14 protein-coding genes, 1 tRNA gene and 1 pseudogene are annotated in these 22,120 nt (G+C 62.8%); 1 reads left to right on the top strand and 15 read right to left on the bottom strand.

The genetic code is table 11. The features are described from left to right. Nucleotides 1-8: 8 nt before the first annotated feature. Both ACQ4W4_RS24850 and ACQ4W4_RS24855 read right to left on the bottom strand, forming a co-directional pair. Nucleotides 9-671, bottom strand: coding sequence for a CAAX prenyl protease-related protein (locus tag ACQ4W4_RS24850; RefSeq protein ID WP_436544219.1), 663 nt, complete (start codon nucleotides 669-671; stop codon nucleotides 9-11). 178 nt (nucleotides 672-849) lie between these two features. Beyond that, nucleotides 850-2,742: an ATP-binding cassette domain-containing protein gene (locus tag ACQ4W4_RS24855; RefSeq protein WP_436544220.1), complete on the bottom strand. Its 1,893-nt coding sequence runs from the start codon at nucleotides 2,740-2,742 to the stop codon at nucleotides 850-852. 388 nt (nucleotides 2,743-3,130) lie between these two features. Between ACQ4W4_RS24855 and ACQ4W4_RS24860 the strand changes: the two genes are divergently transcribed. Continuing rightward, nucleotides 3,131-5,095, top strand: a complete 1,965-nt coding sequence (locus ACQ4W4_RS24860; protein ID WP_436544221.1) for an acyltransferase family protein — start codon at nucleotides 3,131-3,133, stop codon at nucleotides 5,093-5,095. A gap of 377 nt (nucleotides 5,096-5,472) precedes the next feature. Here ACQ4W4_RS24860 and ACQ4W4_RS24865 read toward each other — a convergent pair. The 13 genes and pseudogenes from ACQ4W4_RS24865 to ACQ4W4_RS24925 all read right to left on the bottom strand — a co-directional run bounded on the left by ACQ4W4_RS24865 (nucleotide 5,473) and on the right by ACQ4W4_RS24925 (nucleotide 22,008). Beyond that, nucleotides 5,473-5,547: transfer RNA gene (locus ACQ4W4_RS24865), tRNA-Arg, on the bottom strand. A 96-nt stretch (nucleotides 5,548-5,643) separates the two neighbouring features. After that, nucleotides 5,644-6,666, bottom strand: coding sequence for an SGNH/GDSL hydrolase family protein (locus ACQ4W4_RS24870; protein WP_436544222.1), 1,023 nt, complete (start codon nucleotides 6,664-6,666; stop codon nucleotides 5,644-5,646). A 6-nt stretch (nucleotides 6,667-6,672) separates the two neighbouring features. Further along, nucleotides 6,673-8,145, bottom strand: coding sequence for an MBOAT family O-acyltransferase (locus ACQ4W4_RS24875; RefSeq protein ID WP_436544223.1), 1,473 nt, complete (start codon nucleotides 8,143-8,145; stop codon nucleotides 6,673-6,675). Between the two features lie 172 nt (nucleotides 8,146-8,317). After that, complete coding sequence (locus ACQ4W4_RS24880) at nucleotides 8,318-9,064, bottom strand: PEP_CTERM-anchored TLD domain-containing protein (RefSeq protein ID WP_436544224.1); 747 nt, start codon at nucleotides 9,062-9,064, stop codon at nucleotides 8,318-8,320. Between the two features lie 117 nt (nucleotides 9,065-9,181). Then, nucleotides 9,182-9,574 carry a RidA family protein gene (locus ACQ4W4_RS24885; protein WP_436544256.1) on the bottom strand — a complete coding sequence of 131 codons (393 nt, stop codon included), beginning with the start codon at nucleotides 9,572-9,574 and terminating at the stop codon, nucleotides 9,182-9,184. 23 nt (nucleotides 9,575-9,597) lie between these two features. Then, a pseudogene (locus ACQ4W4_RS24890) lies at nucleotides 9,598-10,758 on the bottom strand (acyl-CoA dehydrogenase family protein). A gap of 4 nt (nucleotides 10,759-10,762) precedes the next feature. After that, entirely contained in the window at nucleotides 10,763-11,617 is an 855-nt protein-coding gene (locus tag ACQ4W4_RS24895; protein WP_436544225.1) for an enoyl-CoA hydratase family protein, read from the bottom strand. 2 nt (nucleotides 11,618-11,619) lie between these two features. Further along, nucleotides 11,620-12,132 carry a MarR family winged helix-turn-helix transcriptional regulator gene (locus tag ACQ4W4_RS24900; RefSeq protein WP_436544226.1) on the bottom strand — a complete coding sequence of 171 codons (513 nt, stop codon included), beginning with the start codon at nucleotides 12,130-12,132 and terminating at the stop codon, nucleotides 11,620-11,622. Between the two features lie 13 nt (nucleotides 12,133-12,145). Then, nucleotides 12,146-12,946 (bottom strand): SDR family NAD(P)-dependent oxidoreductase, encoded by an 801-nt coding sequence (locus ACQ4W4_RS24905; protein ID WP_436544227.1) that lies wholly within the window; start codon nucleotides 12,944-12,946, stop codon nucleotides 12,146-12,148. Between the two features lies 1 nt (nucleotide 12,947). Further along, nucleotides 12,948-15,341 carry a bifunctional salicylyl-CoA 5-hydroxylase/oxidoreductase gene (locus ACQ4W4_RS24910; protein ID WP_436544228.1) on the bottom strand — a complete coding sequence of 798 codons (2,394 nt, stop codon included), beginning with the start codon at nucleotides 15,339-15,341 and terminating at the stop codon, nucleotides 12,948-12,950. Next, a complete protein-coding gene (locus ACQ4W4_RS24915) occupies nucleotides 15,338-16,957 on the bottom strand; it encodes an AMP-binding protein (RefSeq protein ID WP_436544229.1) in 1,620 nt (539 codons plus the stop codon). Before ACQ4W4_RS24915 ends, ACQ4W4_RS24910 begins: the two co-directional genes overlap by 4 nt. A 93-nt stretch (nucleotides 16,958-17,050) precedes the next feature. Then, nucleotides 17,051-17,758: a response regulator gene (locus tag ACQ4W4_RS24920; protein ID WP_436544230.1), complete on the bottom strand. Its 708-nt coding sequence runs from the start codon at nucleotides 17,756-17,758 to the stop codon at nucleotides 17,051-17,053. A gap of 86 nt (nucleotides 17,759-17,844) precedes the next feature. Then, a complete protein-coding gene (locus tag ACQ4W4_RS24925; RefSeq protein WP_436544231.1) occupies nucleotides 17,845-22,008 on the bottom strand; it encodes a hybrid sensor histidine kinase/response regulator in 4,164 nt (1,387 codons plus the stop codon). Nucleotides 22,009-22,120 lie beyond the last annotated feature (112 nt).

Below are 22,120 nucleotides of genomic sequence, written 5' to 3' on the forward strand. Positions count from 1 at the left end.
TGGCAATATTACCAGTAAGTCCAGTGTCCACCGGAAACAATCCAGAGGCCCAGCACGCCATTTGTCACGCCATGGGCGAGGATGGGCGACCACAGGTTCTGGCTGCGCATGTACAGCAAGCTATAAGCGGCACCGGCAACGATCCCAGCCAGCCACAAATTGTGTTCGAAGCCAAACAGCACCACGCTGACAACAAAGGCCTTTGCACTCGCCAGACGCGGGTTGAATTTCAGAAAGTCCGGGGCATCGATCCAGCGCAGCAGGAAGGAGCGCCAGAACAGCTCTTCCATCACAGGTACCACGAGCGCCGCGCCGGCGATGCGCAGCACCACCAGCGTCCACTCGATGCTGCCGTCATTGCGGGGATCGAAGCCGTCGGCGCTGCCGATACTCATCCAGCCCGCATTCAAATTAATCCACAGCAAAAAAACAACAAGTCCGGAGGAAATGGCGACCGCAATAGCGCGCGCACCCAGTCCTGTCCAGGCCAGTTCCGTATAGCTGCGGCGCCAGTACAACAACATGCCCAGCACGACGCCGATCTTGACGGCGTACAGCCAGCGCAAGTCCTGTGCGGCGAAGCCGGCCCGGCCGAGCATGTCGGCGATAAAGATAAAGGAGAGGTAGGCCAGGAATGGCGCTACCCGGGGCAAGGCGGCGCGGTCAAACATGTTGATGCGCACCGGAGGTGGAACCACGCGCCGGACGCGATGGTCCGGAGCGCGTGTTTTTGATAACAAACATGCATCCCCCGATGTAAAAAATATAATTATATAATTATATCAAGCAGAACCGTTGCCGTGGCAAGTAATCCTAACTTAAATTACAACAGGGAATGCAAGAAACTAATCAGGCATTGCTGCGCGCCTCGATCTGCTCCCACTTTTCCAGCGCTTCCAGCAGTTCGCCTTCGATCTCTGCCACGCGAGCATTCAGGCGCTTGCCTTCGGCCGGCGTCTTCTTGTAGAAGTCCGGATGCGACAGTTCGGCGGCCAGCACCGATTGCTCGTCTTCCAGCTTGGCGATCAATTTCGGCAACTCTTCCAGTTCGCGCTGCTCCTTGTAGCTGAGCTTTTTCTGCTTGGCAACAGGTACGGCAGCTTCGACCTTCACGGCCGGCTTGCTGGCGGGCGCCGTGGCGATCGGCAAGGTGCGCACGCGCTCCCAGTCCGTGTAGCCGCCGACGAATTCGCGCCACTTGCCCTCGCCTTCAGCGACGATCACCTGCGTGACGACGTTGTCGAGGAAGGTACGGTCATGGCTGACGAGGAACACGGTGCCGGTGTATTCTTCCAGCAACTCTTCCAGCAATTCCAGGGTATCGATATCCAAGTCGTTGGTCGGCTCATCGAGCACCAGCACGTTGGCCGGCTTGGCGAACAGGCGCGCCAGCAGCAAACGGTTGCGCTCGCCACCGGACAGGGACTTGACGGGCGAACGCGCACGTTCCGGCGCGAACAGGAAGTCGTTCAAATACGTCATCACGTGGCGGCGCTGGCCATTGATCTCGACCCAGTCGCTGCCAGGCGCGATGGTTTCCATCAGGTTCGCCTCTTCGTTCAGCTGCGTGCGCATCTGGTCGAAATACGCAACCTGCAGCTTGGTGCCCAGGCGAATGGTGCCCGTGTCCGACTCTTCCTGGCCCAGGATCATCTTCAGCAAAGTGGTCTTGCCGGCGCCGTTGGCGCCGATCAGGCCGACCTTGTCGCCACGCAGGATGGTGGCGCTAAAATCCTTGACGATGACCTTGTCGCCATAGATCTTCGAGACGTTTTCCAGGTCCGCCACGATCTTGCCCGAGCGTTCGCCGGCAGAGACATCCAGCTTGACCTGTCCCTGCTGCTCGCGGCGCGCATTGCGCGTCAGGCGCAGCGCTTCCAGGCGGCGCACGCGGCCTTCATCGCGCACGCGGCGGGCCTTGACGCCCTTGCGTATCCACACTTCTTCCTGCGCCAGGAACTTGTCGAACTTGGCATTTTCCACTTCCTCGATTTCCAGCTGCTCCGCCTTGCGGGTCTGGTAAGCCGTGAAGTTGCCCGGGTACGACAGCAAACGGCCGCGGTCGAGCTCGATGATGCGCGTGGCGACATTGTCGAGGAAGGAGCGGTCATGGGTAATGAACAGCACGCTACCCTTGAAGTCGCGCAACAATCCTTCCAGCCACAGGATGGAGCTGAAGTCCAGATGGTTGGTCGGCTCATCGAGCAGCAGCACGTCGGGCGCCGACACCAGCGCGCGCGCCAGCGCCACGCGCTTCTGCATCCCTCCGGACAGGGTTTTCATCAGCATGTCGCCCGTCAGGTTCAAACGGTCGAGCACGGTTTCCACCTTGTTCGGCAAGCTCCACGCATCGGCCGCATCGAGTTTGACCTGGATGTCGTGCATGCGCTCCATCAACTCGTCGTCATTTCCCTGGCCAAACTGGCCCGTCAGCGCATCGTATTCCTTCAGCCATGCCTGCGATTCGCCCATGCCGGAAGCGACGGCGTCGAACACGGACATGTCCGGGTCGAATTGCGGTTCCTGCTCCACATAGGCGATCTTGATGCCTTGCTGCATCACCAACAAGCCGTCATCGAGCTTGAACTTGCCCGAAATGACTTTCAGTAAGGAGGATTTGCCCGTACCGTTGCGGCCGATCAAGCCGACCCGCTCCGAGGTTTCCAGTGAAAATTCCGCGTGATCGAGCAGCGCGACGTGACCGAACGCAAGTTGCGCCGATGAAAGAGAAATGACAGCCATAATGAGTAAAGGTGCTCGGGCGCCGTCTCCTGCACACCGTGTGGTGCGCAAAACAGCCGCCGATTGGATGAATGAAGCACGCATTGTACCGATACTCGCGCCAGCATAGGTATATCTTGGCAAACTGATGCGCGGTGGCGGTGCCATCCTGCCGTCTTGAAGACCATATGCAAGCTCGGGCTGCCCTCCACGCTTGCAAATAAGCCAAAAGAACACGCTACTTAAATAACATCAGATGTTAAAATAAAAACATTTATACTCGTGTTCTTCCCCACAGAACGGCCCAGTGCAGAGATAATTTACACCATATCAAGAGGAGATTATTCTGACTTCAACAGTTACGCCGACTCATGCAAGCGGCACCAAATACCGCCCAGACATTGACGGCTTGCGTACGGTGGCCGTCGTTGCGGTAATTTTGCATCACGCCTGGCCGAACTGGTTTGTCGGTGGCTTCATCGGTGTCGATATCTTTTTTGTCATTTCCGGCTTCCTGATTTCCTCCATCATCCTGTCTCAACTGAATGCTGGCAGGTTTAGCATCATCGAATTTTATGTGCGGCGCGTTCGGCGTATTTTCCCGGCTCTGGTGCTGGTCTTGATATGCACCTTGCTTTTTGGCTGGGTAGTGTTGCTACACGATGAGTTTCGCCAAGTGGGCAAGCACATAGCGGCGGGAGGTAGTTTCGTATCGAACTTGGTATTCTGGTCAGAATCCGGCTATTTTGACAACTCCAGCACATCCAAGCCGCTGCTGCACCTCTGGTCGCTGGGGGTGGAAGAGCAATTTTACCTGCTGTGGCCTCTGATTTTATGGCTTGCAACTAGTCGGCGCTGGCATCTGCCCTTCATCTTGGCGATCATTTTTTGCCTATCCATGGGCATCAATATCATGACGGTGGAGACGAATCCGTCCGCCGCATTTTACTCACCAGTAACGCGCTTCTGGGAACTCCTGAGCGGGGGGGCGGCCGCCTATCTCCATTTATATCGCCCGACTTGGGGGAAGAGCGCGCGTCAATTTAGTTCAATCGCCGGCACCTTACTCCTGGCGGCAGGATTTATCATCATCAAACCAGAAGATCTCTTCCCTGGCTGGTGGGCCGCCCTGCCTGTCGCAGGCGTTTTTTTACTCATCATGGCCGGCCCGGCGCAGACCATCAATCGCTATCTGCTAAGCAATAAAGTGATGGTAGGCATAGGCTTGATCAGCTACCCGCTTTACTTGTGGCATTGGCCGTTATTATCTTATAGCCATATCATCTATGGTGAAAAGACACCGCTTTCCATTAAAATCAGTTTGATCGTAGCCACTTTTATACTGGCATATGCGACCTATCGCCTGCTTGAGATGCCGCTCAGACGTAATCATGACGACACGCGCGTGGCAAAAAGATTAACTATCGCCATGGCAAGTCTCGTAGTCATAGGCTTGTTCATGGCGAATGGCAATTTACGCGAGCGAATCGATGTGCATGGGGCAGAAATTTACTTACAGGCACTCAATGACAGCGCCTTTCCCGGCCCAACATTGACACCCATACGGCATCAGGATATTGTTTTCCATAAGATGAACAGTCAAAGCGAGCAGTTGACGGTTTTTCTTGGCGACTCGACGGTACAGCAATATGGCCCGCGCATAGAATTCGCAATTGCCAGCGAGCCAACACGTTTCAATTCGGTAATCTTCGCAACGGCAGCAGGATGCCCGCCGATTCTCCACACTATCCGCATGCCGCGCTTTAAATTCCCCCTGTGTCCGGCAGCGATCAAGGCCGCTTACGATTTGGCCAGCGGAGCGAATGTCGATAGTGTCGTAATCGGCGCTGCCTGGTATGGGTACTTCAATCCATCGTTCAGTGAATTACTCTTTGACGATGGCAAGTCCAGCCAGACCTTCCCATCCGAATATGCAATGGAAAGTAGCTACAACTCCTTGCGTGACAGCATGACACAACTGGTCAAGAAGGGAAAAAAGGTCTATCTCATCCTGCAACCGCCAAGCGGTCCTCTTTTTGACCCACGCACCATGTATTCCGGCTCGCGTTTCAGGGATATACGCCCGCTTCCCGTGATTAAAGACCTGGCGCGCGACGCTTTCATGAACGAACACATGAAAGTGCGCGACAAACTGAAACGCATTGCGGAGCAAAGTGGTGCAATCACCATAGAGCCACTCGACTATCTATGCACAGGAAATGTCTGTCCTGTGACGGATAGCGCCGGCATGCCGCTTTACACGGATTCAGTGCATATGCGGCCCGCGTATAGCCGCAGCAAGGTCACTTATCTTGATCAAACCATGCTGAGACATACGGCAGTGGCAGCCCTGCCTCTACGGCCCGAGCGCTAAAAAAGCAGGCGCTATCCCAATAGCGAGCGCGTCCACTCTTCAAAAAACATTATTGAAGGCACGCTGAGTGAATTCCCACACTTGGCATTGACATAGCCCAAAAAAAGTAACTGCCATTGGCAATGGATGGCATTGCGGCACTACAAGAATGGAGATCATGGCACTTTCTGGCGGGGGCCAGCGTGAATTCAATAACGTCCAGGAGAGGGGGCGCTTGGCATCAAGTATGCAAGCGCCAGTTGAGATGTCATGGGAATGGAGCCATGATCTTGTTGCGAAAGAAGGCCGGCCATTTCCGTAAACGGGCCGTGATGTTAGGGCATATAAACGCCGCCCTACGCACGCAGTAACGCGATGCATGACCTGAAAATGGGTTTTGGTGTCGCCAGCAGGAATCGAACCTGCATTTAAGTCTTAGGAGGACCTTGTACTATCCATTGTACGATGGCGACACGCGCAGCGGCATTATACAGGGTGGCGCGCACCGTGGACATAGCGGACGCTGGTGCGCGACGGAAAATCCTGCAGGCGTGGCGCGCGATTCCCTGCTATGGCTGCCCGCCAGGCAATAGCAAGGGCATGACATGCTGCGCCGCCAAGCCATGCGCCACCTTGTTCCAGTGGCCATCCATCGGCAGAAAATCGAGCCGTTCGCCACGCTGGCGCCAATGCTCCTCGAACACGGGCTGCATGTCGACCACGACGTGGCCATGTTGCCTCGCCTGCGCCATGAAAACTTGGCGGTCATCGCCGTGCCACGACGGTTTGCCCTTCTTTGGCTCATACAAAGTGTTGCGCTCCCCATCGACCACAAAGACCATTTGCCTGTCGGCGGCGCCGGGAAGCGCCTTGATCTGCGCGAAATAGTAGGCCAGCATCTGGTCGCGCGCCGCCGCCCCGGTATCGTCGGCCACTGGCGCATGAGCTTCGCGTCGCAGCGACGATATCCAGTCCGGCAGCTTCAGGTTGTAATAGGTATAGCGCACAAGGGCCGAGTGCGCCAGCCAGCGCTTGAGCTTTGATTCGACATAGTCGACATGGACCGTCCGCACGCCATCAGGGCCGGCCACGAACTGGTTGTGGCTGCGTGGTGCGGGTAACAGCAGGTTGTTCAGATTTCCCGAATCGATCAGAACGACCACGTTGCGTGGATGCAGGCGCGGCGCATAATGGCGCAGCATCTCGAGCGTATCGGCCAGGCCGTTGCCCGAACTGGCGGCCGACACCACGGCCCCGCCCAGCATGCGGTCCAGCTCCCCCTGCAGGGTGTCGGGGTAGTCGAGCATCAGGCTTTCGACAAAGCTGTCGCCCAGCAACAGCACGGCGGGATCCGGCTTGAACTCGGCGGAATTGGCAAAACCCTGCCCGTTGGTGACACCGCGGCGCGCGTTCGACAATGCCCAACCATGCGAATACACATACTCCTGCCGGGGCAAGTAACGGCTGAGCGGCACGCTTGCACTGCTTTGCGCGAGGCGCAAGCCGGACGACACCGGCAGGCACTGCAACACAGCCTCGAGCGCCAGCGCCATCAGCAGCACACCGATTCCTATCGTAATGGATGAACGCATGATGATCTAAAAGTTAAAGTACAGAAATTCGGACACGCCGCGGGTCTCGCTGATCGACAGCAAGAACAAGCACAGCAGCAGCAAGGCGCCCAGCAACAGGTTGCCGCGCCGTCCCTCCAGGCGGTTTTCCTGCTCCAGGCGCAAGCCCCGGCCCAGCAGGTCATAGGCATTCGGCAAAAGGAACGCGATCGCGGCGCAGGCGGCCAGCCACCACAGGCATGTGCCCAGTTCCATGATGCGGTTCATGCCCAGCACGGTCTCGCGCATGGCCGGCGTCAGGGTGCCGCCCCACATCGCTTGAAGCACATCCAGCGCCACGCCCACGGAGGTGGCGCGGAAAAAGACCCAGGCCACGACCACGGCCAGGAACGTGGCGCACATGCCGCCCAGGCGCAGCGCCCGATTGCTGCGCCCTCCCAGCAGATGCCGCAAGGCATGGTTAATGATCAGATAAATGCCGTGTAACATGCCCCATAACAAGAATGTCCAGTTTGCACCATGCCACAGCCCGCCTAACAGCATCGTCAGCAGCAGATTGCGGTAGCGCTGAAACGCGCTGTGGCGATTGCCGCCCAGCGGAATGTACAGGTAATCGCGCAGGAAATTGGACAGCGTGATATGCCAGCGGCGCCAGAATTCGATGATGGACGCCGCCTTGTATGGCGAGTTGAAATTGATGGGCAGGACGATGCCGAACATATAGGACAAGCCATAGGCCATATCGGAATACGCCGAGAAATCGAAATACAACTGGAAGGTATAGGCCAGCGCGCCGGCCCACGCTTCAAGCATGCTCAGATGCTGGTAGTGCAAATCGAAGACGGGCCCCACGAAGCGGGCCACGCCATCGGCCAGGACGACTTTCTTGAACAGGCCGATGGTAAAGAAACTCAGGCCCACTACCAGCCGCCCGCGGTGAAAGACATGCCGGGCCGGCTCCGAAAACTGCGGCATCATTTCCTTGTGATGCAGGATGGGGCCGGCAATCAGGTGGGGGAAATACGTGACGAACAAGCCGTAGCTTTCGGGTTGATAATCCTTCACCTTGCCCGCGTGGCAATCGACGAGATAGGCGATCTGCGTGAAGGTGAAGAAGGAAATACCGATGGGCAAGGTAATCCCGATGGGCTCTATCGGCGCCCCCGTGAGCGCGGCAATATTGCTCAGCAGGAAGTCAAAGTACTTGAAAAAGACGAGCAGGGACAGGTTAAAGACGAGTCCGCCGATCAGCCACAGCTTTGCCCGGCGCAGGCGGCCCTGTCCATGGTGCAGCGAAATGGCGCGCCCGACGGCAAAGTTGGTGCAGATCGACAAGGCCAGCAAGGGCAGGAAGGCGATATCCCAGTAACAATAGAATGCAACCGATGCCAGCAATAGAAAGATGATGGACAGGCGCAGCGAATAGCGTGACAGGACAAAGTAGCCCAGCAGTGCCAGCGGAAGGAAAATGAGGAAAAATGAAAAGGTATTAAATAACACTACAAAATCCCAAGCGTGGGTGGTTGCTCATACGACAACATCAAGCCTCGGCGACTGCCGATGAGCTAATGGCCATCAATCATTTTTCCGGCAACGAGGGCGCGGCAGGCGACATGGCGCACCGCTCCCGCGGCACGCGCAAGCGTATCCGATATCGGCGCGACTGCAGCATTCAGCCGCGGGCGCGCAAGCTTGTCCACTGCTGACGCAAATGCATGCCAGCGAGCAAGATCAGCCCCGCCAGCAGCACGCCATAAGTGGCAGGCTCCGGCACCGCACTGATGGTAAACACCTGTATCGCGCCGTACGTAATGTTCGGTACCGTAAAACTGGAACCATCGATCAGGCTGATCCCGCTCGCCGGGTGTCCACGGTAATTGTAGGTGTAAAGGGAAGAATAGCCGCCGTGCGTCAAGTCCTGCGGCACATACAGATCATGGCCGACACCAAAGGTGGGACCATAATTTTCCTGATTGTAGGTCTGATCCTTGCCGATGCTATCGCCGCTAAAATACTGCTTCAATTGCGGCAGCATGAAACCCGCTGTCAGATTGAACAGGAAACCTGTGCGCTGGCTATCTTCCATGGTCACATGCATGCCGTCGGTCGAACTCCAGCTTTGCGGGTTATAGCCACCGACGAGCCAGGTTTGCCCCGAGGCATTGGTCGCTTCCATGACGGAAAACGTGCGCCCCTTGCCATCGGAGGCCTTGTGAAAATCCAGCGAAGTGTCGCCCGCCGCTTTGCTGTAGATATTCGTCAGCGCCAGGCGGCCTTCGCCAAGCCAGCTTTCCAGTTGCGTTTGATAGCCGGGAGAGAGTAGCGACGTGCCGGATCCGGCCTGCGCGCCCAGGCAAACACCCATACCGGCCAGGGCCAGTACCACACTTCTTACCGCCTTAAAATTATTGTGCATCATCTGCCTCGACTGTCAGTATTTGAAGCCGGCGTATTTTCCGGTTGCCAAATATAACATAGTAGATATTGTTTTTATATTTCTTATTTTAGCGCAAAAATATAATTTTGACAAAATAATTCATTTAGGCAACACCGCCGTCACTTCGATCTCGACCTTCGCTCTGTCCTCGATCAGTCCCGCCACCTGCACCGCCGTCATGGCCGGAAAATGCTTGCCGATGATTTCCCTGTAGGCAACGCCAATGTGTGGATATGCCGCCACATATTCCTTCTTGTCCAGCACATACCAGTTCATGCGCACGATGTGCTCGGGCAAGGCGCCCGCCTCGGCCAGCACGGCGACGACGTTCTGCAGCGCCTGGCGCACCTGTCCCGCGAAGTCGTCCGTATGAAACTGGCCCTGCGCATCCCAGCCTATCATGCCGCTGACATACACCGTGCGTCCGCTGGCGGCCACGCCGTTCGCATAGCCGCGCGGCCTGGCCCATCCCGCCGGTTGCAGCACTTGCATCGTGTTCTCCTTGTTGTTGCCGTTCATGCGTGTCCCGCCTCGCGCAGCAGTTCGCGCGCGATGATCAATTGCTGCACTTCGCTGGCGCCCTCGTAGATGCGCAAGGCGCGGATTTCGCGGTACAGGCGCTCGACCGGGTGCCCGCTGACCACGCCCATGCCGCCGAACAGCTGCACCGCCGCGTCGATCACCTGCTGCGCCGTTTCCGTGGCCGTCAGCTTGGCGATGGCCGCTTCCTTCGTCACCTTGCGGCCCTAGTCGCGCTGCCAGGCGGCGCGGTAGGTGAGCAAGGCAGCCGCGTCGATGCCGGTGGCCATCTGCGCCAGCTTCGCTTGCGTCAATTGAAAATCTGCCAGGGTCTGGCCGAACATCTGGCGCTTTGTCGCGTGGCGCAGCGCCTCGTCAAACGCGCGCCGCGCGAAACCCAGTGCGGCGGCGGCCACCGAGGTGCGGAACACGTCGAGTGTCGCCATCGCCACCTTGAAACCCTGCGCCGCCTCGCCCAGGCGCTGCGACGCGGGCACGCGGCACTGGCTGAAGCGCAGGCGCGCCAGCGGATGCGGCGCGATGACGGCGATGCGCTCGGCGATTTCCAGGCCCGGATTGTCGGCGTCGACGATGAAGGCGCTGATGCCGCGCGCACCGGGCGCCTCGCCCGTGCGGGCGAACACCACGTAAAAGTCGGCGATGCCGCCGTTCGATATCCACGTCTTTTCGCCGTCGAGCACATACTCGTCGCCATCGCGCCGCGCCGCGCACGCCATGGCCGCCACGTCGGAGCCAGCCTGCGGCTCGGACAGGGCAAAGGCGGCGATGCGCTTGCCGCTGGCCACGTCGGGCAGATAGCGCGCCTTGTTCTGCGCACTGCCGAACAGGCCGATGGCGCCGGAACCGAGACCCTGCATGGCGAAGGCGAAATCGGCCAGGCCGTTGTGGCGCGCCAGGGTTTCGCGCATCAGGCAAATGGCGCGCGTGTCGATCCTGCCATCGGTGCCGGTGGCGTATGTCAGCCAGCCGCCCTGCCCCAGTTGCGCCACCAGCGCGCGGCAGGCCGCATCGACGTCCGCGCCATGGTCGTCGTCCAGGTGCAGCGTCGCCCAGGCATCGAGCTGCCGTTCAAGTTCGGCATGGCGCGCGTCGAAAAACGGCCAGTCCAGGTAAGTCGTGTCGCGTGTATTGTTCATCTTCTTAGTCGCCCTCGAACCGGGGTTTTTCCTTCGCCACGAAGGCGTGATAGGCGCGGTGGAAATCGTTGGTGGCCATGCAGATGGCCTGCGCCTGCGCTTCCGCCTCGATGGCTTCATCGACGCCCATGTTCCACTCCTGCTGCAGCATTTTTTTCGTCATGCCGTGCGCGAAGGTGGGGCCGCTGGCCAGGCCGGCGGCGAACAGCCGCGCCGCCTCGGCCAGTTCTTCCGGCTCGACCAGGCGGTTGAGCCAGCCCCAGCGTTCGGCCTCGGCTCCGGCCAGGGAGCGCCCCGTGTACAGCAGTTCGGCGGCGCGGCCCTGGCCGATCACGCGCGGCAGCAAGGCGCAGGCGCCCATGTCGCAACCAGCCAGGCCCACGCGGGTAAACAGGAAGGCCGTCTTGCTGCGCGCCGTGCCGATGCGGATGTCGGAAGCCAGCGCCAGCATGGCGCCGGCGCCGGCGCAAATGCCGTCGATGGCCGCGATGATCGGTTGCGGGCAGGCGCGCATGGCTTTCACCACGTCGCCCGTCATGCGGGTAAACGCCAGCAGGCCGGGCATGTCGAGCTGCGTCAGCGGGCCGATGATGTCGTGCACGTCGCCGCCCGAACAAAAGTTATCGCCGCTGCCGGTGATCACCACGGCCTTGACGTCATCCGCATGCGCCAGCGCGCGAAACAGCTCGCGCAATTCCGCATACGAATCGAAGGTGAGCGGATTCTTGCGCTCGGGCCGGTGCAAGGTCAATGTGGCGACGCCGCCTTCGACGGCAAACAGAAAATGCCGCGCGGCGTAAGCGGCCAGGCTGGCGCGGTTGCCTGGCAGGTCTTGCGGCTGGCCGGGTAGATGGCGCATGGTCAGTACTTTATGGAGGTGTCATTCAGTTGCTGCTTCATGTGCGACAGCAGGTCGATCAAGCGGGTTTTGTCTTCCGGCGTCACGCCGTGCAGCAGTTCGGCGATCCAGCCTTCGTGCACGCGCGCCATCTCGTCGAACGCGCGCCGGCCGGCCGGCGTCAGCTTGACGCTGTAGGAGCGGCGGTCCTTCGGGTCGACCACGCGCGCCACCAGTTTTTCCTGCTCCAGCTGGTCGGTGATGCCCGTGATATTGCCGCCCGTGACCATCATGCGCTTGGACAGTTCGCCCATGCGCAAACCATCGGGAAAGCGTTCGAGCTGCGCCATCAAGTCGAAGCGGGGCAAGGTGATGCCGAAGCTGGCGCGCAGGCGCGTGCGCACCTCGTTTTCGATTTTCACCGTGCACGAGAGCATGCGCAGCCACAGCTTGAGCGACTGGTGGTGGTCCTGCGTCAACCGGCTGGCCAGGTCCAGCACGGGTTCGTATTGCACATTCTCGGTTTCTTTATCCATGGTCTTCATTCGGTTACATGACTTCGCCGCCGGCGACGGCGATCGATTGTCCATTCATGGCGGAGGACGCGGGCAGGCAAAGCCAGGCCACCGCATCGGCCACTTCGCGCGGCTGCACCAGCCGCTGCTGCGGATTGGCTGCCGCCAGTTCCGCGCGCGCCGCGTCTTCGCCGCGTCCCGTCTTGCGCACGATATTTTGCACGGCCTGCGCTACCATCTCCGTTTCCGTGTAGCCGGGGCAGACGGCGTTGACGGTGACGCCGCGCGGTGCCGCTTCCAGCGCCAGCGCGCGCGTCAGGCCGATCACGCCGTGCTTGGCGGCGACATAGGCGCTGACGTAACGATAGCCCTTCAGGCCCGCCGTCGACGCCACATTGACGATGCGCCCCCAGCCCGCTTCCAGCATGGCCGGCATGGCCGCCTGGCAGCAGTGGAACACACCCGTCAGGTTCACGGCCAGCATCCGCTGCCAGATGGCGGCGTCCGTCTTGGCAAAGGGCGCCGCATGCGCCTGGCCCGCGTTATTGATCAATATATCGATGCGGCCGAAATGCGCGGCGGCCTGCGCGAAGCCCGCCTGCACCGCCGCTTCCACGGCCACGTCGAGCACGCAGATGGCCACCCTGCCCGCATGGCCCGCCTCTTCCAGCTGCATGCGCGCGCGCGCCAGCCGCGCGCCGTCGCGCCCGGCCAGGGTGACGCGGGCGCCCGCGTCCAGCAAGGCACCCGCGCAGGCGAAGCCGATGCCGCTGCCGGCGCCCGTCACCAGCGCGTGTTTTCCTGATAATGCGTCCATCGATGCTTCCTTGCTCATGTCATCCTTCCAGCAGCCGCGCGGCCACCTGTTGCGGGGTGAGGCCCGTATTGGCGGCGGCCAGCTGGCGCTCGCGCTGCAGATTGCGCTCCAGCTGCTGCTGGCCCGGCCGGTACTGTTTCGGCCAAATCGCGCCAGCGCCTGCGCCGCTGTAGCCGATGCGCGCCATTTCCGTCAGTGTCCAGGCCGGATTGGCCAGGTGCGGACGGCCCACGGCGCACAGGTCGGCGCGCCCGGCGGCGATGATGCTGTTGGCGTGGTCGGCTTCGAAAATCGAGCCGACGGCCATGCTGGCGATGCCCGCCTCGTTGCGCACGCGGTCGGCGAACGGCGCCTGGAACATGCGCCCATAGACTGGCTGCTCGAGCTTGCTGACCTGGCCCGAGGAACAGTCGATCAGGTCCGCGCCGGCCTGCTTGAACAGGCGCGCGATGACGACCGCATCGTCTGGCGTGATGCCGCCTTCGACCCAGTCGTGGGCCGAGATGCGCACGCTCATCGGTTTATCCTGCGGCCATGCGGCGCGCATGGCGCGGAACACGCGCAGCGGATAGCGGCAGCGGTTTTCCAGGCTGCCGCCATATTCGTCCGCGCGGCGGTTGGTCAGCGGCGAAATAAAACTCGACAGCAGATAGCCGTGCGCGCAATGCAGTTCCAGCCAGTCGAAACCGGCGACGGCCGCGGCCAGGGTGGCGCGCACGAAATCCTGTTCGACGCGCGCCAGGTCGCTTTCCGTCGCCGCGCGCGCCACCTGCGACACGCCGGCCAGGTATTGCTGTTCCGAGGCCGAGATCAGCGGCCAGTTGCCCTCCCTGAGCGGCTGGTCGATGCCGTCCCACATGGGGCGCGTCGAGCCTTTCGCCCCCGCGTGGCCCAGCTGCAGGGCGATCTTCGCATCGCTGTTCGCGTGCACGAAATCGACGATGCGCCGCCACGCCTGCGTATGCGCTTCGCTGTACATGCCGGGGCAGGCGGGCGTGATGCGCGCATCGGCCGACACGCACGTCATCTCGGCAAACACGAGGCCCGCGCCGCCCATGGCGCGCGCGCCCAGGTGCATCAGATGGTAGTCGCCCGCCACGCCGCCGACGGCGCTGTACTGCGCCATCGGCGAGACGGCGATGCGGTTTTTCAGCAGCACGCCGCGCAGCCGGAAGGGCGTCAGCATGGGTGGCAGCGGGCCGTCCGGCGCCTCCTCGCCCGCCTGCCCGGCGGCGCGGCGCGCCAGCCACTGCTCGTAATCGGCCACATAGGCGGGATCGCGCAGGCGCAGGTTTTCATGCGAGATGCGCTGGCTGCGCGTGAGCATGGAATAGGCGAATTGCGGCGCTTCCATGGCGCTGTAGCGCTCGACGTTTTCAAACCACTCCATGGAATTGCGCGCCGCACTCTGGATTTTCAGCACCTCGACGGCGCGCAGCTGCTGATAGGCGTCCAGCGCAGCATCGGCACCGGCAGCGACGTCGGCATGCCGGCCGAAGCAGCGCGCCAGCTCGATCGCGTCTTCCAGCGCCAGCTTGGTGCCCGAGCCGATCGAATAATGCGCCGTGTGGGCCGCGTCTCCCATCAGCACGACGGGCACGCCATCCTGGCGGTGCACCCATTGCCGGCAAACGATACGCGGGAAGGTGATCCACTGCGCCGAGCCGCGCAAGTGCGGCGAATTGCTCAGCAATTCATGGCCGTCGAGTTCCTCGGCGAACAGCGCTGCGCAAAAGGCGATGCCCTCCTCCTGGCTCATGAAATCGAGTCCCGCGGCGCGCCACACGTGTTCGGGCGTTTCGACGATGAAGGTCGAGGTGTCGCCGTCGTACTGGTAGATATGCGCCTGGAACCAGCCGTGCGGCGTCTGGCGGAAGGCAAACGTGAACGCCTCGAATTTCTTGCGCGTGCCCAGCCAGACGAAGCGGCAATGGCGCTGCTCGATCTCGGGCTGGTAGCTGGCCGCATAGCGCGTGCGGATGCGGCTGTTCAAGCCATCGCTGGCGATCACCAGATCGGCGCCGTACTGGCGCGCGATGGCCTGGTCGTCCCGCACCTCCGTCTCGAACACCAGCTGCACGCCGAGTTCCTCGCAGCGCGCCTGCAGGATGTTGAGCAGGCGCTTGCGGCCGATGCCGCAAAAGCCATGGCCGCCCGAACGCACGGTCTCGCCCTTGAAGTGGATCTCGATATCGTCCCAGTGGTTGAACGCCTGCAGGATGGCGCGCGCCGTCGGCTCGTCCGCATTGGCCAGGTTGCCCAGGGTCTGGTCGGAAAACACGACCCCCCAGCCAAACGTGTCGTACGGGCGGTTGCGCTCGATGACGGTGATGCGGTGATCCGGGTTCTGCTTTTTCATGAGCAGGCTGAAATACAGGCCGGCGGGGCCGCCGCCGATGCAGACGATATTCATGGGGTGTCCGTGCGAAGTTTGAAGCGCTGGAGCTTGCCCGTTTCCGTGCGCGGCAGCGCAGGCAGGAAACGGATGGCGCGCGGATATTTATACGGGGCGATCTGTTGGCGCACGAAGTCCTGCAATTCGGCCGCCAGCACGTCGCCGGGCTGGAAACCGTCCTTGAGCACGATGTGCGCCTCGACGATCTGGCCGCGCTCGGCGTCGGCGCGTCCGACCACGCCGCACTCGGCCACGGCCGGGTGGCGCAGCAGCGCCTCTTCCACTTCCGGGCCGGCGATGTTGTAGCCGGCCGAGACGATCATGTCGTCGCTGCGCGATCGGTAATAGAAATAGCCGTCGGCATCCATCTCGAAGGTGTCGCCCGTCAGGTTCCAGCCGTTCTGCACGTACTCGCGCTGGCGCGGGTCGGACAGGTAGCGGCAACCGGTGGGGCCTTTCACGGCCAGGCGGCCCGTCACGCCGGGCGGCTGCGGCGCGCCCGCATCGTCGACGATGCACGCCTGGTAGCCGGGGATGGCCTTGCCGATGGCGCCGCGGCGGATGCCCTCGCCCGTGGCGGAAATGAAGATGTGCAGCATCTCGGTGGCGCCGATGCCGTCCGTCATGGCCAGACCCGTCGCCGCCTGCCAGGCGTCGCGCGTGGCCAGCGGCAGCGCCTCGCCGGCCGAAACGGACAGGCGCAGGCTGCGCAAGTCGTGCTGTGCGGCCAGGGGCGCCATCTGGCGGTAAAAGGTGGGCGCCGTGAAGCAGATGGTGGCGCCGTAGGCCGCGATGGCGCGCAGCAGGCTGTCGGGCGTGAGTTTTTCCAGCAGCACGGCGCAAGCGCCGAAGCGCAGGGGGAACAGCAGCAAGCCGCCGAGGCCGAAGGTGAACGCCAGCGGCGGCGTGCCGATGAAGATATCGTCGGCGCGCACCTGCAGCATGGAGCGGGGAAAGCAGTCGCAGATGGCCAGCAGGTCGCGGTGCATGTGCATGGTGCCTTTGGGGACGCCCGTCGTGCCCGAGGTAAAGCTGATCAGGCAGACGTCGTCGGCCGCCGTGTCGCATGCGGCAAAGGACGCATCGTGGGCGGCCATGCGCTGTTCCAGTGCCGCGCCGTCGGCGCCAAAGCACAGCATGGCCGGCAGGCCCGGCACCGCATCGAGCTCGCTTCGCAAGCCCTGCGCGCACAGCACGGCGTTCACTTGCGCCTTGGCCAGGATGGTGGACAGTTCGCGCGCGCGCAGCAGCGGCATGGTGGGCACGGCGATGCAGCCGGCCTTCAGCACGGCCAGCAGGCAGGCGGCCATCATGGGCGTATTCGCGCCGCGCAGCAGCACGCGATTGCCGGGGATCAGGCCCAGGTCGGCGCGCAGCACGGGGGCGATGCGGTCGACCTGCCGCGCCAGATCGGCGTAGCTCCAGCGCTGGCCGTCGGCAAGGATGGCGGTGCGCTCGCCGCCGCCGTTGGCCACGGCCGCATCGAGCAGCGCGGCGACGCAATTGAGGCGCGGCGGGTACTGCAGCTCGGGCAAGTCAAGGCACAGCTGCGGCCAGAGTGCGCGCGGCGGCAGGTGCGCGCGCGCAAAGTCGTCCTGGGGAGATGCGGTGGTAGGCGAAGGGTCGCTGCTCATGCTCATCCTGGCTGGTGGCGGGCGCGTGCACAAGGCCCGGAAGCAGATACTTTAAACCTAAAGTATTTTTCCAGCAAGCGGAAAACAGCAGATTCAGTCGGCGCCGTCCTGCCGCAGCACACGCGCCTGCTGCGCCGCGCTGCGCGCCAGCGCGGCCAGTGCCGCCTGCATCTGCTCGCCGTCGAGCACCGCCGACTGCAGCAGCGCGCTCATGCCGGCTTCCGCGCCATGCAGGCCCAGGGTGCGGCAACCGAGGTGCAGCCGTTCGAGCTGCTGGCGCGCCTGGGCCGGTTCGCCGCGCGCCAGCAAGGCGTCGACCTGTTCGCCGGCGGCGACGATCTGCCCCTGGAAGCCCGTCAGATAGGCCAGCAACCGTTCGCCGTCGATGCAGAGCCGCTGCAAGGTGTCGCGCGGCGCCTCGGCCGGCAAGGCGGAGACGTCGAAGCAGGCGTCGATATGCTGGCGCACCTGCTCCGGCTGGAAGGGCTTGACGATGTAGCCGGCGGCGCCGGCCTGCACGGCGTCGCGCACCGTGTCCTGGTCATTGGCCGACGAGACCAGCACCAGCGGCATGGCGTCAAGCGCGCTGTCGGAGCGGATTTTCTGCAGCAGCTCCATGCCGGACAGGCGCGGCATGCGCAAGTCGCAAAAGCACAGCGCGGGGCGCAAGCCGCCTTCGAGCTGCTCCCACGCCGCCGCGCCATCTTCGGCTTCCACGATGTCGTGCACGCCGCAACTGTCGATCAGATGCATCAATACCATGCGCGACACGACATCATCGTCAACCACCAGTACTTTCATTGCTCTCTCCATTGCCGGCGGCGTCAGGGTGCCTGGCCGTATTCTACCCACTTTCGCCGCGCGCTCCACGGCTGGAATTGCCTATTTTACATTTCCTTGCCGGAAACGGCTATTTGCGCCAACAGTGCGCGCAATTGCGGCAAATGCAGGGCCACTTGCGTCCAGCGCCCGCCGTCCGCCGCTTCTTCCATTTCCGTACACAGCATGTGCAGCTGCGTTTCATCGAGATAGGCGGCGCTGCCCTTCAAACCGTGCAGCAGGCGCCCGGCGTTGTCCCGGTCCTGTGCCGCCAGGGCGGTGTCGAGTTCGCGCAGGCGTCCCTCCAGATCGGCGACGAAGGCGACGCGGATGCGTCGTTGCAGTTCGCCGCTGCGGAGGGACTGGGATGGCGGTGCAGCGGGGATGGCCGGCGCGATGCCGAACAGGGCGTCGAGTTCGGCCTGCCCCCGCGCCACGCCGCGCGGCGCGTTCGACGGCATGCGCGGCAACATGAAACCGCGCTGCAGCTGGCGCTCGATGGCGCGCGCCAGCAAGCCATGCAGCGCCGCCTCGTCCACCGGCTTGCTGAGGAAATCATCCATGCCGACGCCCAGATAGCGGCTGCGGTCCTCTTCGCTGGCATTCGCCGTCAGGGCCACGATCATCAGTTCCTGGTCGCGCACGGGCTGGTCCGGCCAGCCGCCCACGCGGATCAACCGCGTCGCCGTGGCGCCGTCCATCTCCGGCATGCGCCCGTCCATCAGGATCAGGTCATAGCGCGTATGCACGCAGGCCGCCACCGCCAGCATGCCGTTGGCGACCACGTCGACCCGGTGTCCCAGTTCTTCGAGCATGACGCGGATGATGATCTGATTGGTGGGGAAGTCTTCCGCGCACAGCACGCGCAGCTGGTGGCTGTGCGGCGCCAGCGCCACCTGCGGCACCAGCGGCGGCGCCACGCCGTCGGCCAGCGGCAGGGTGAAGGCAAACGTGCTGCCCTGCCCCGGCGTGCTGGCCACCTCGATCTCGCCATCCATCAGTTCGACCAGCTGGCGGCAGATCGCCAGGCCCAGGCCCGTGCCGCCGTAGCGCCGCGTGGTGCTGGCGTCGGCCTGCTCGAACTTCTGGAACAGGCGCGCCATCGCGTCCGCATCGATGCCGATGCCGCTGTCGCTGACGGTAAAGCGGATCAGGTTAACCTTGCGCCCGCCGCTGCCGCTGGCCACGCCGGCCCGCTCGACGCACACGCTGACGCCGCCGCGCTGGGTAAACTTGAAGGCATTGCCGACCAGGTTGACCAGTACCTGGCGCAAGCGGGTCGGGTCGCCCACCACGAAGGGCGGCAGGTCGGGCGCGAAATCGATGGAGAAACCGATGCTGCGCGCGGCCGCCTGCTCCTCGAACAGGGTCACGACCGTCTCGATGGCCGCGCCGAGCGCGAAGTCGATGTTTTCGATACTCAGCTTGCCCGCCTCGATCTTGGAAAAATCGAGCAAGTCATTGATGATCACCAGCAGCGACTGTGCATTGGCCTGGCCGCGCAGGATTTGCTCGCGCGTGGCGTCGTGCAGCTGTTCGTCGCGCAGGGCAAAGCCCAGCATGCCGATCACACCGGCCAGCGGCGTGCGCATCTCGTGGCTCATGTTGGCCAAAAATTCCGACTTCTGGCGCGTCGCGTCCTCGGCCTTGCGCTTGGCCTGGCGCAGGCTCTCCTCGTTTTTCGTCAGGCTGCTGTTCACTTGCGCCAGCTTTTCCGACTGGGCCAGCACCTCGATTTCCTTGCTCTGCAACTCGGCCGTGCGTTCGCCGACCAGTTTTTCCAGCTCGTTCTGCTGGCGCCGCAGCGCGCGCACACGCTGCCGGTACGCGCCATACACGGCGCCCAGCAGCAACAGCGCCATCAGGGTGCGGAACCACCAGGTCTTCCAGAACGGCGGCAAAATCGTGATGGCCAGGGTGGCGCCGCTCTCGTTCCACACGCCGTCCTTGTTGGCCGCCTTGACGCGGAACACGTAGTTGCCCGCGTCGAGGTTGGTGTAGGTGGCAAACCGCCGCCCCGCATCCGTCATGACCCAGTCCTGGTCGAAGCCTTCGAGCCGGTAGGCGAACATATTGCGCTGGGGCGCGGCGAAATGCAGGGCCGCGAATTCCAGCGAAAAGACGCTTTCGCGGCTGGTCAGCACCAGCTCGCGCGTATGGTCGATGGCCTTCTTGAGCACATGCGCGAACTCGCCGCGGCCAATGGCCACCGGCTTGTTGAATATCTGCAGTTCCGTCACGGCCACCAGCGGCGGCACGCGGTTGTCGTGGATATCCTGCGGCACGAATGCCGTCATGCCGTTGAAGCCGCCGAAATACATGGTGCCGTCCGCCGCGCGCAGCGCCGCGCCATCGAAGTACGAGCCTTCCACCGTGCCGTCGGCGCTGTCGTAGTTGCGAAACAGGCCGCTGCGCATGTCGAGCCGCGTGATACCGCTGTTGGTGCTCAGCCACAGCTGCTCGTTGTCGTCGCCGAGGATGCTGGCGACGGCGTCGTCGGCCATGCCATCCTTGCGCAGGAAGCGCCGGAAGCGGATCTCGCCTTTCGCATCGACGTCCATGCGGTTCAAGCCATTGGCCGTGCCCACCCACAGCACGCCGCGCTTGTCTTCGTGCAGGAAATGCACTTCATCGTGGCTCAAGCTATGCGGGTTTTGCGGATCGTGGCGGAAATGGCGGAAGCGGCCGCTGGCGCGGTCCAGCAAGTCCAGGCCGTGGAAGGAGCCTATCCACAACCGCCCCTTACCGTCTTCCAGCACGGGCCGCACCATGTTGTCGGACAGGCTGTTCGGGTCGGCGGGATCGTGGCGGTAGGTGGTAAAACGCTTGCTGGCCGGGTCGAAGCGGTGCACGCCGCCCCGCGTCGACACCCACAGCATGCCGCTGCGGTCACTCACGACATTGCGGATGGTGTCGCTGTTGGGGTCGCCGGCGGCAAAGCGCATGGTAAAGAAGCGCCCCAGCGCCGGATCGAAGCGGTGCAAGCCCGTCGAGCCGCCCACCCACAGCACGCCGTCCGGCGCCTTGTACAGGGTGGTGACCTGCTCGTCGCGCGACATGCCGGGTGCGCTGCGCAGGTCGAACAGGCGCGAGCTGCCGTTGCGCGTGTCGTACAGTTTCAAGCCGCCCTTGGTGGCCAGCCACAGCTTGCCATTGCCCGCGTCGGCCACGGCGCGCACCTTCTTGTCCGCCAGCGCCCCCACGTCGCCGGGGGCGCGCGCCATGCGCGAAAAACCGCCGCTGCCCAGGTCGACCCGGCTCACGCCGTTGTACCAGGAACCGACCCAGAAGGTGCCGGCGCGGTCGCGGTACAAGGACGACAGCTGGTTGTCGGCGACGCTGAATTTGTCGCCCGTCTGGTGCCGGTACTGCAGGAAGGTGTCGCTGTCGGGCAGCCAGCGGAACAGGCCGTCGGCATTGCTGCCCAGCCAGACGGTGGCGTCGACATCCTGATACAGGCTGGCCACGCGGATGGCGGAAAAGCCATGTTTCTCGCCGAAGCGCACGCGCGCCTGCGGCGGCTGGCCGGCGCCGCCCAGCCGCCAGCGCTCGGCGCCGGCCATGGTGCCGATCCACAGGTTCTGCTGGCGGTCGATCAGCAGCGACTGGATGACGTTGTACTTCGAGCCCGGTTGCGTGTCGACGGCGAAATGCTCGAAGCGCTCGCTGCCCGGCGCCAGCATGTCCAGGCCCGTGACCGTGCCGATCCACAGGCGCTGTTGCGCGTCCAGCGCCAGCGCCTTGATTTCATTGTCGCCCAGGCTGTGCGGGTTGCCTTCTTCATGGTGCCAGGTGCGGAAGGCGCCCGTGGCGGGGTCGAAATGCTGCAAGCCGTCCGAGGTGGCGATCCAGAAGCCGCGCGCGCCATCGTCGAGGATGGCGTGGATATGCCGGTTGCCGTTGCCGCGCTTGCTCTTTTCGGCCGGGCCATAATGGATGAAGGTCTGGCTGGCGGCGTCGAAGCGGTCCAGGCCATTGTCCGTGCCCACCCACAGGCGGCCCTGGCTATCGACATGCAGCTCGCCGACCCAGTTGTCGGCCAGGCTGGTCTTGTCGCCCTCGATATTCTTGTAGACGACCATGCGGTAGCCGTCGTAGCGGCTCAGGCCGGACTGGCTGCCGAACCACATATAGCCCTGCCGGTCCTGGGCGATGGCCAGCACCGATTCCTGCGCCAGGCCCTGGTCGACGCTGAGCTGATCGAAACGCAGGGTGGGCGCAGGTGCCGCCATGGCCCAGCCGCCCAGCAGTAAAATTAGCAGTGAGGCAACATCGCAAACACGTCGAAATACCAGCACAATCGTCCTGTCAAAAAAAACGCGAAACTCCGGCAACTGTTCCGGG

Source organism: Janthinobacterium glycogeni (assembly GCF_051380725.1).
Taxonomy (GTDB): Bacteria; Pseudomonadota; Gammaproteobacteria; order Burkholderiales; family Burkholderiaceae_D; genus Janthinobacterium.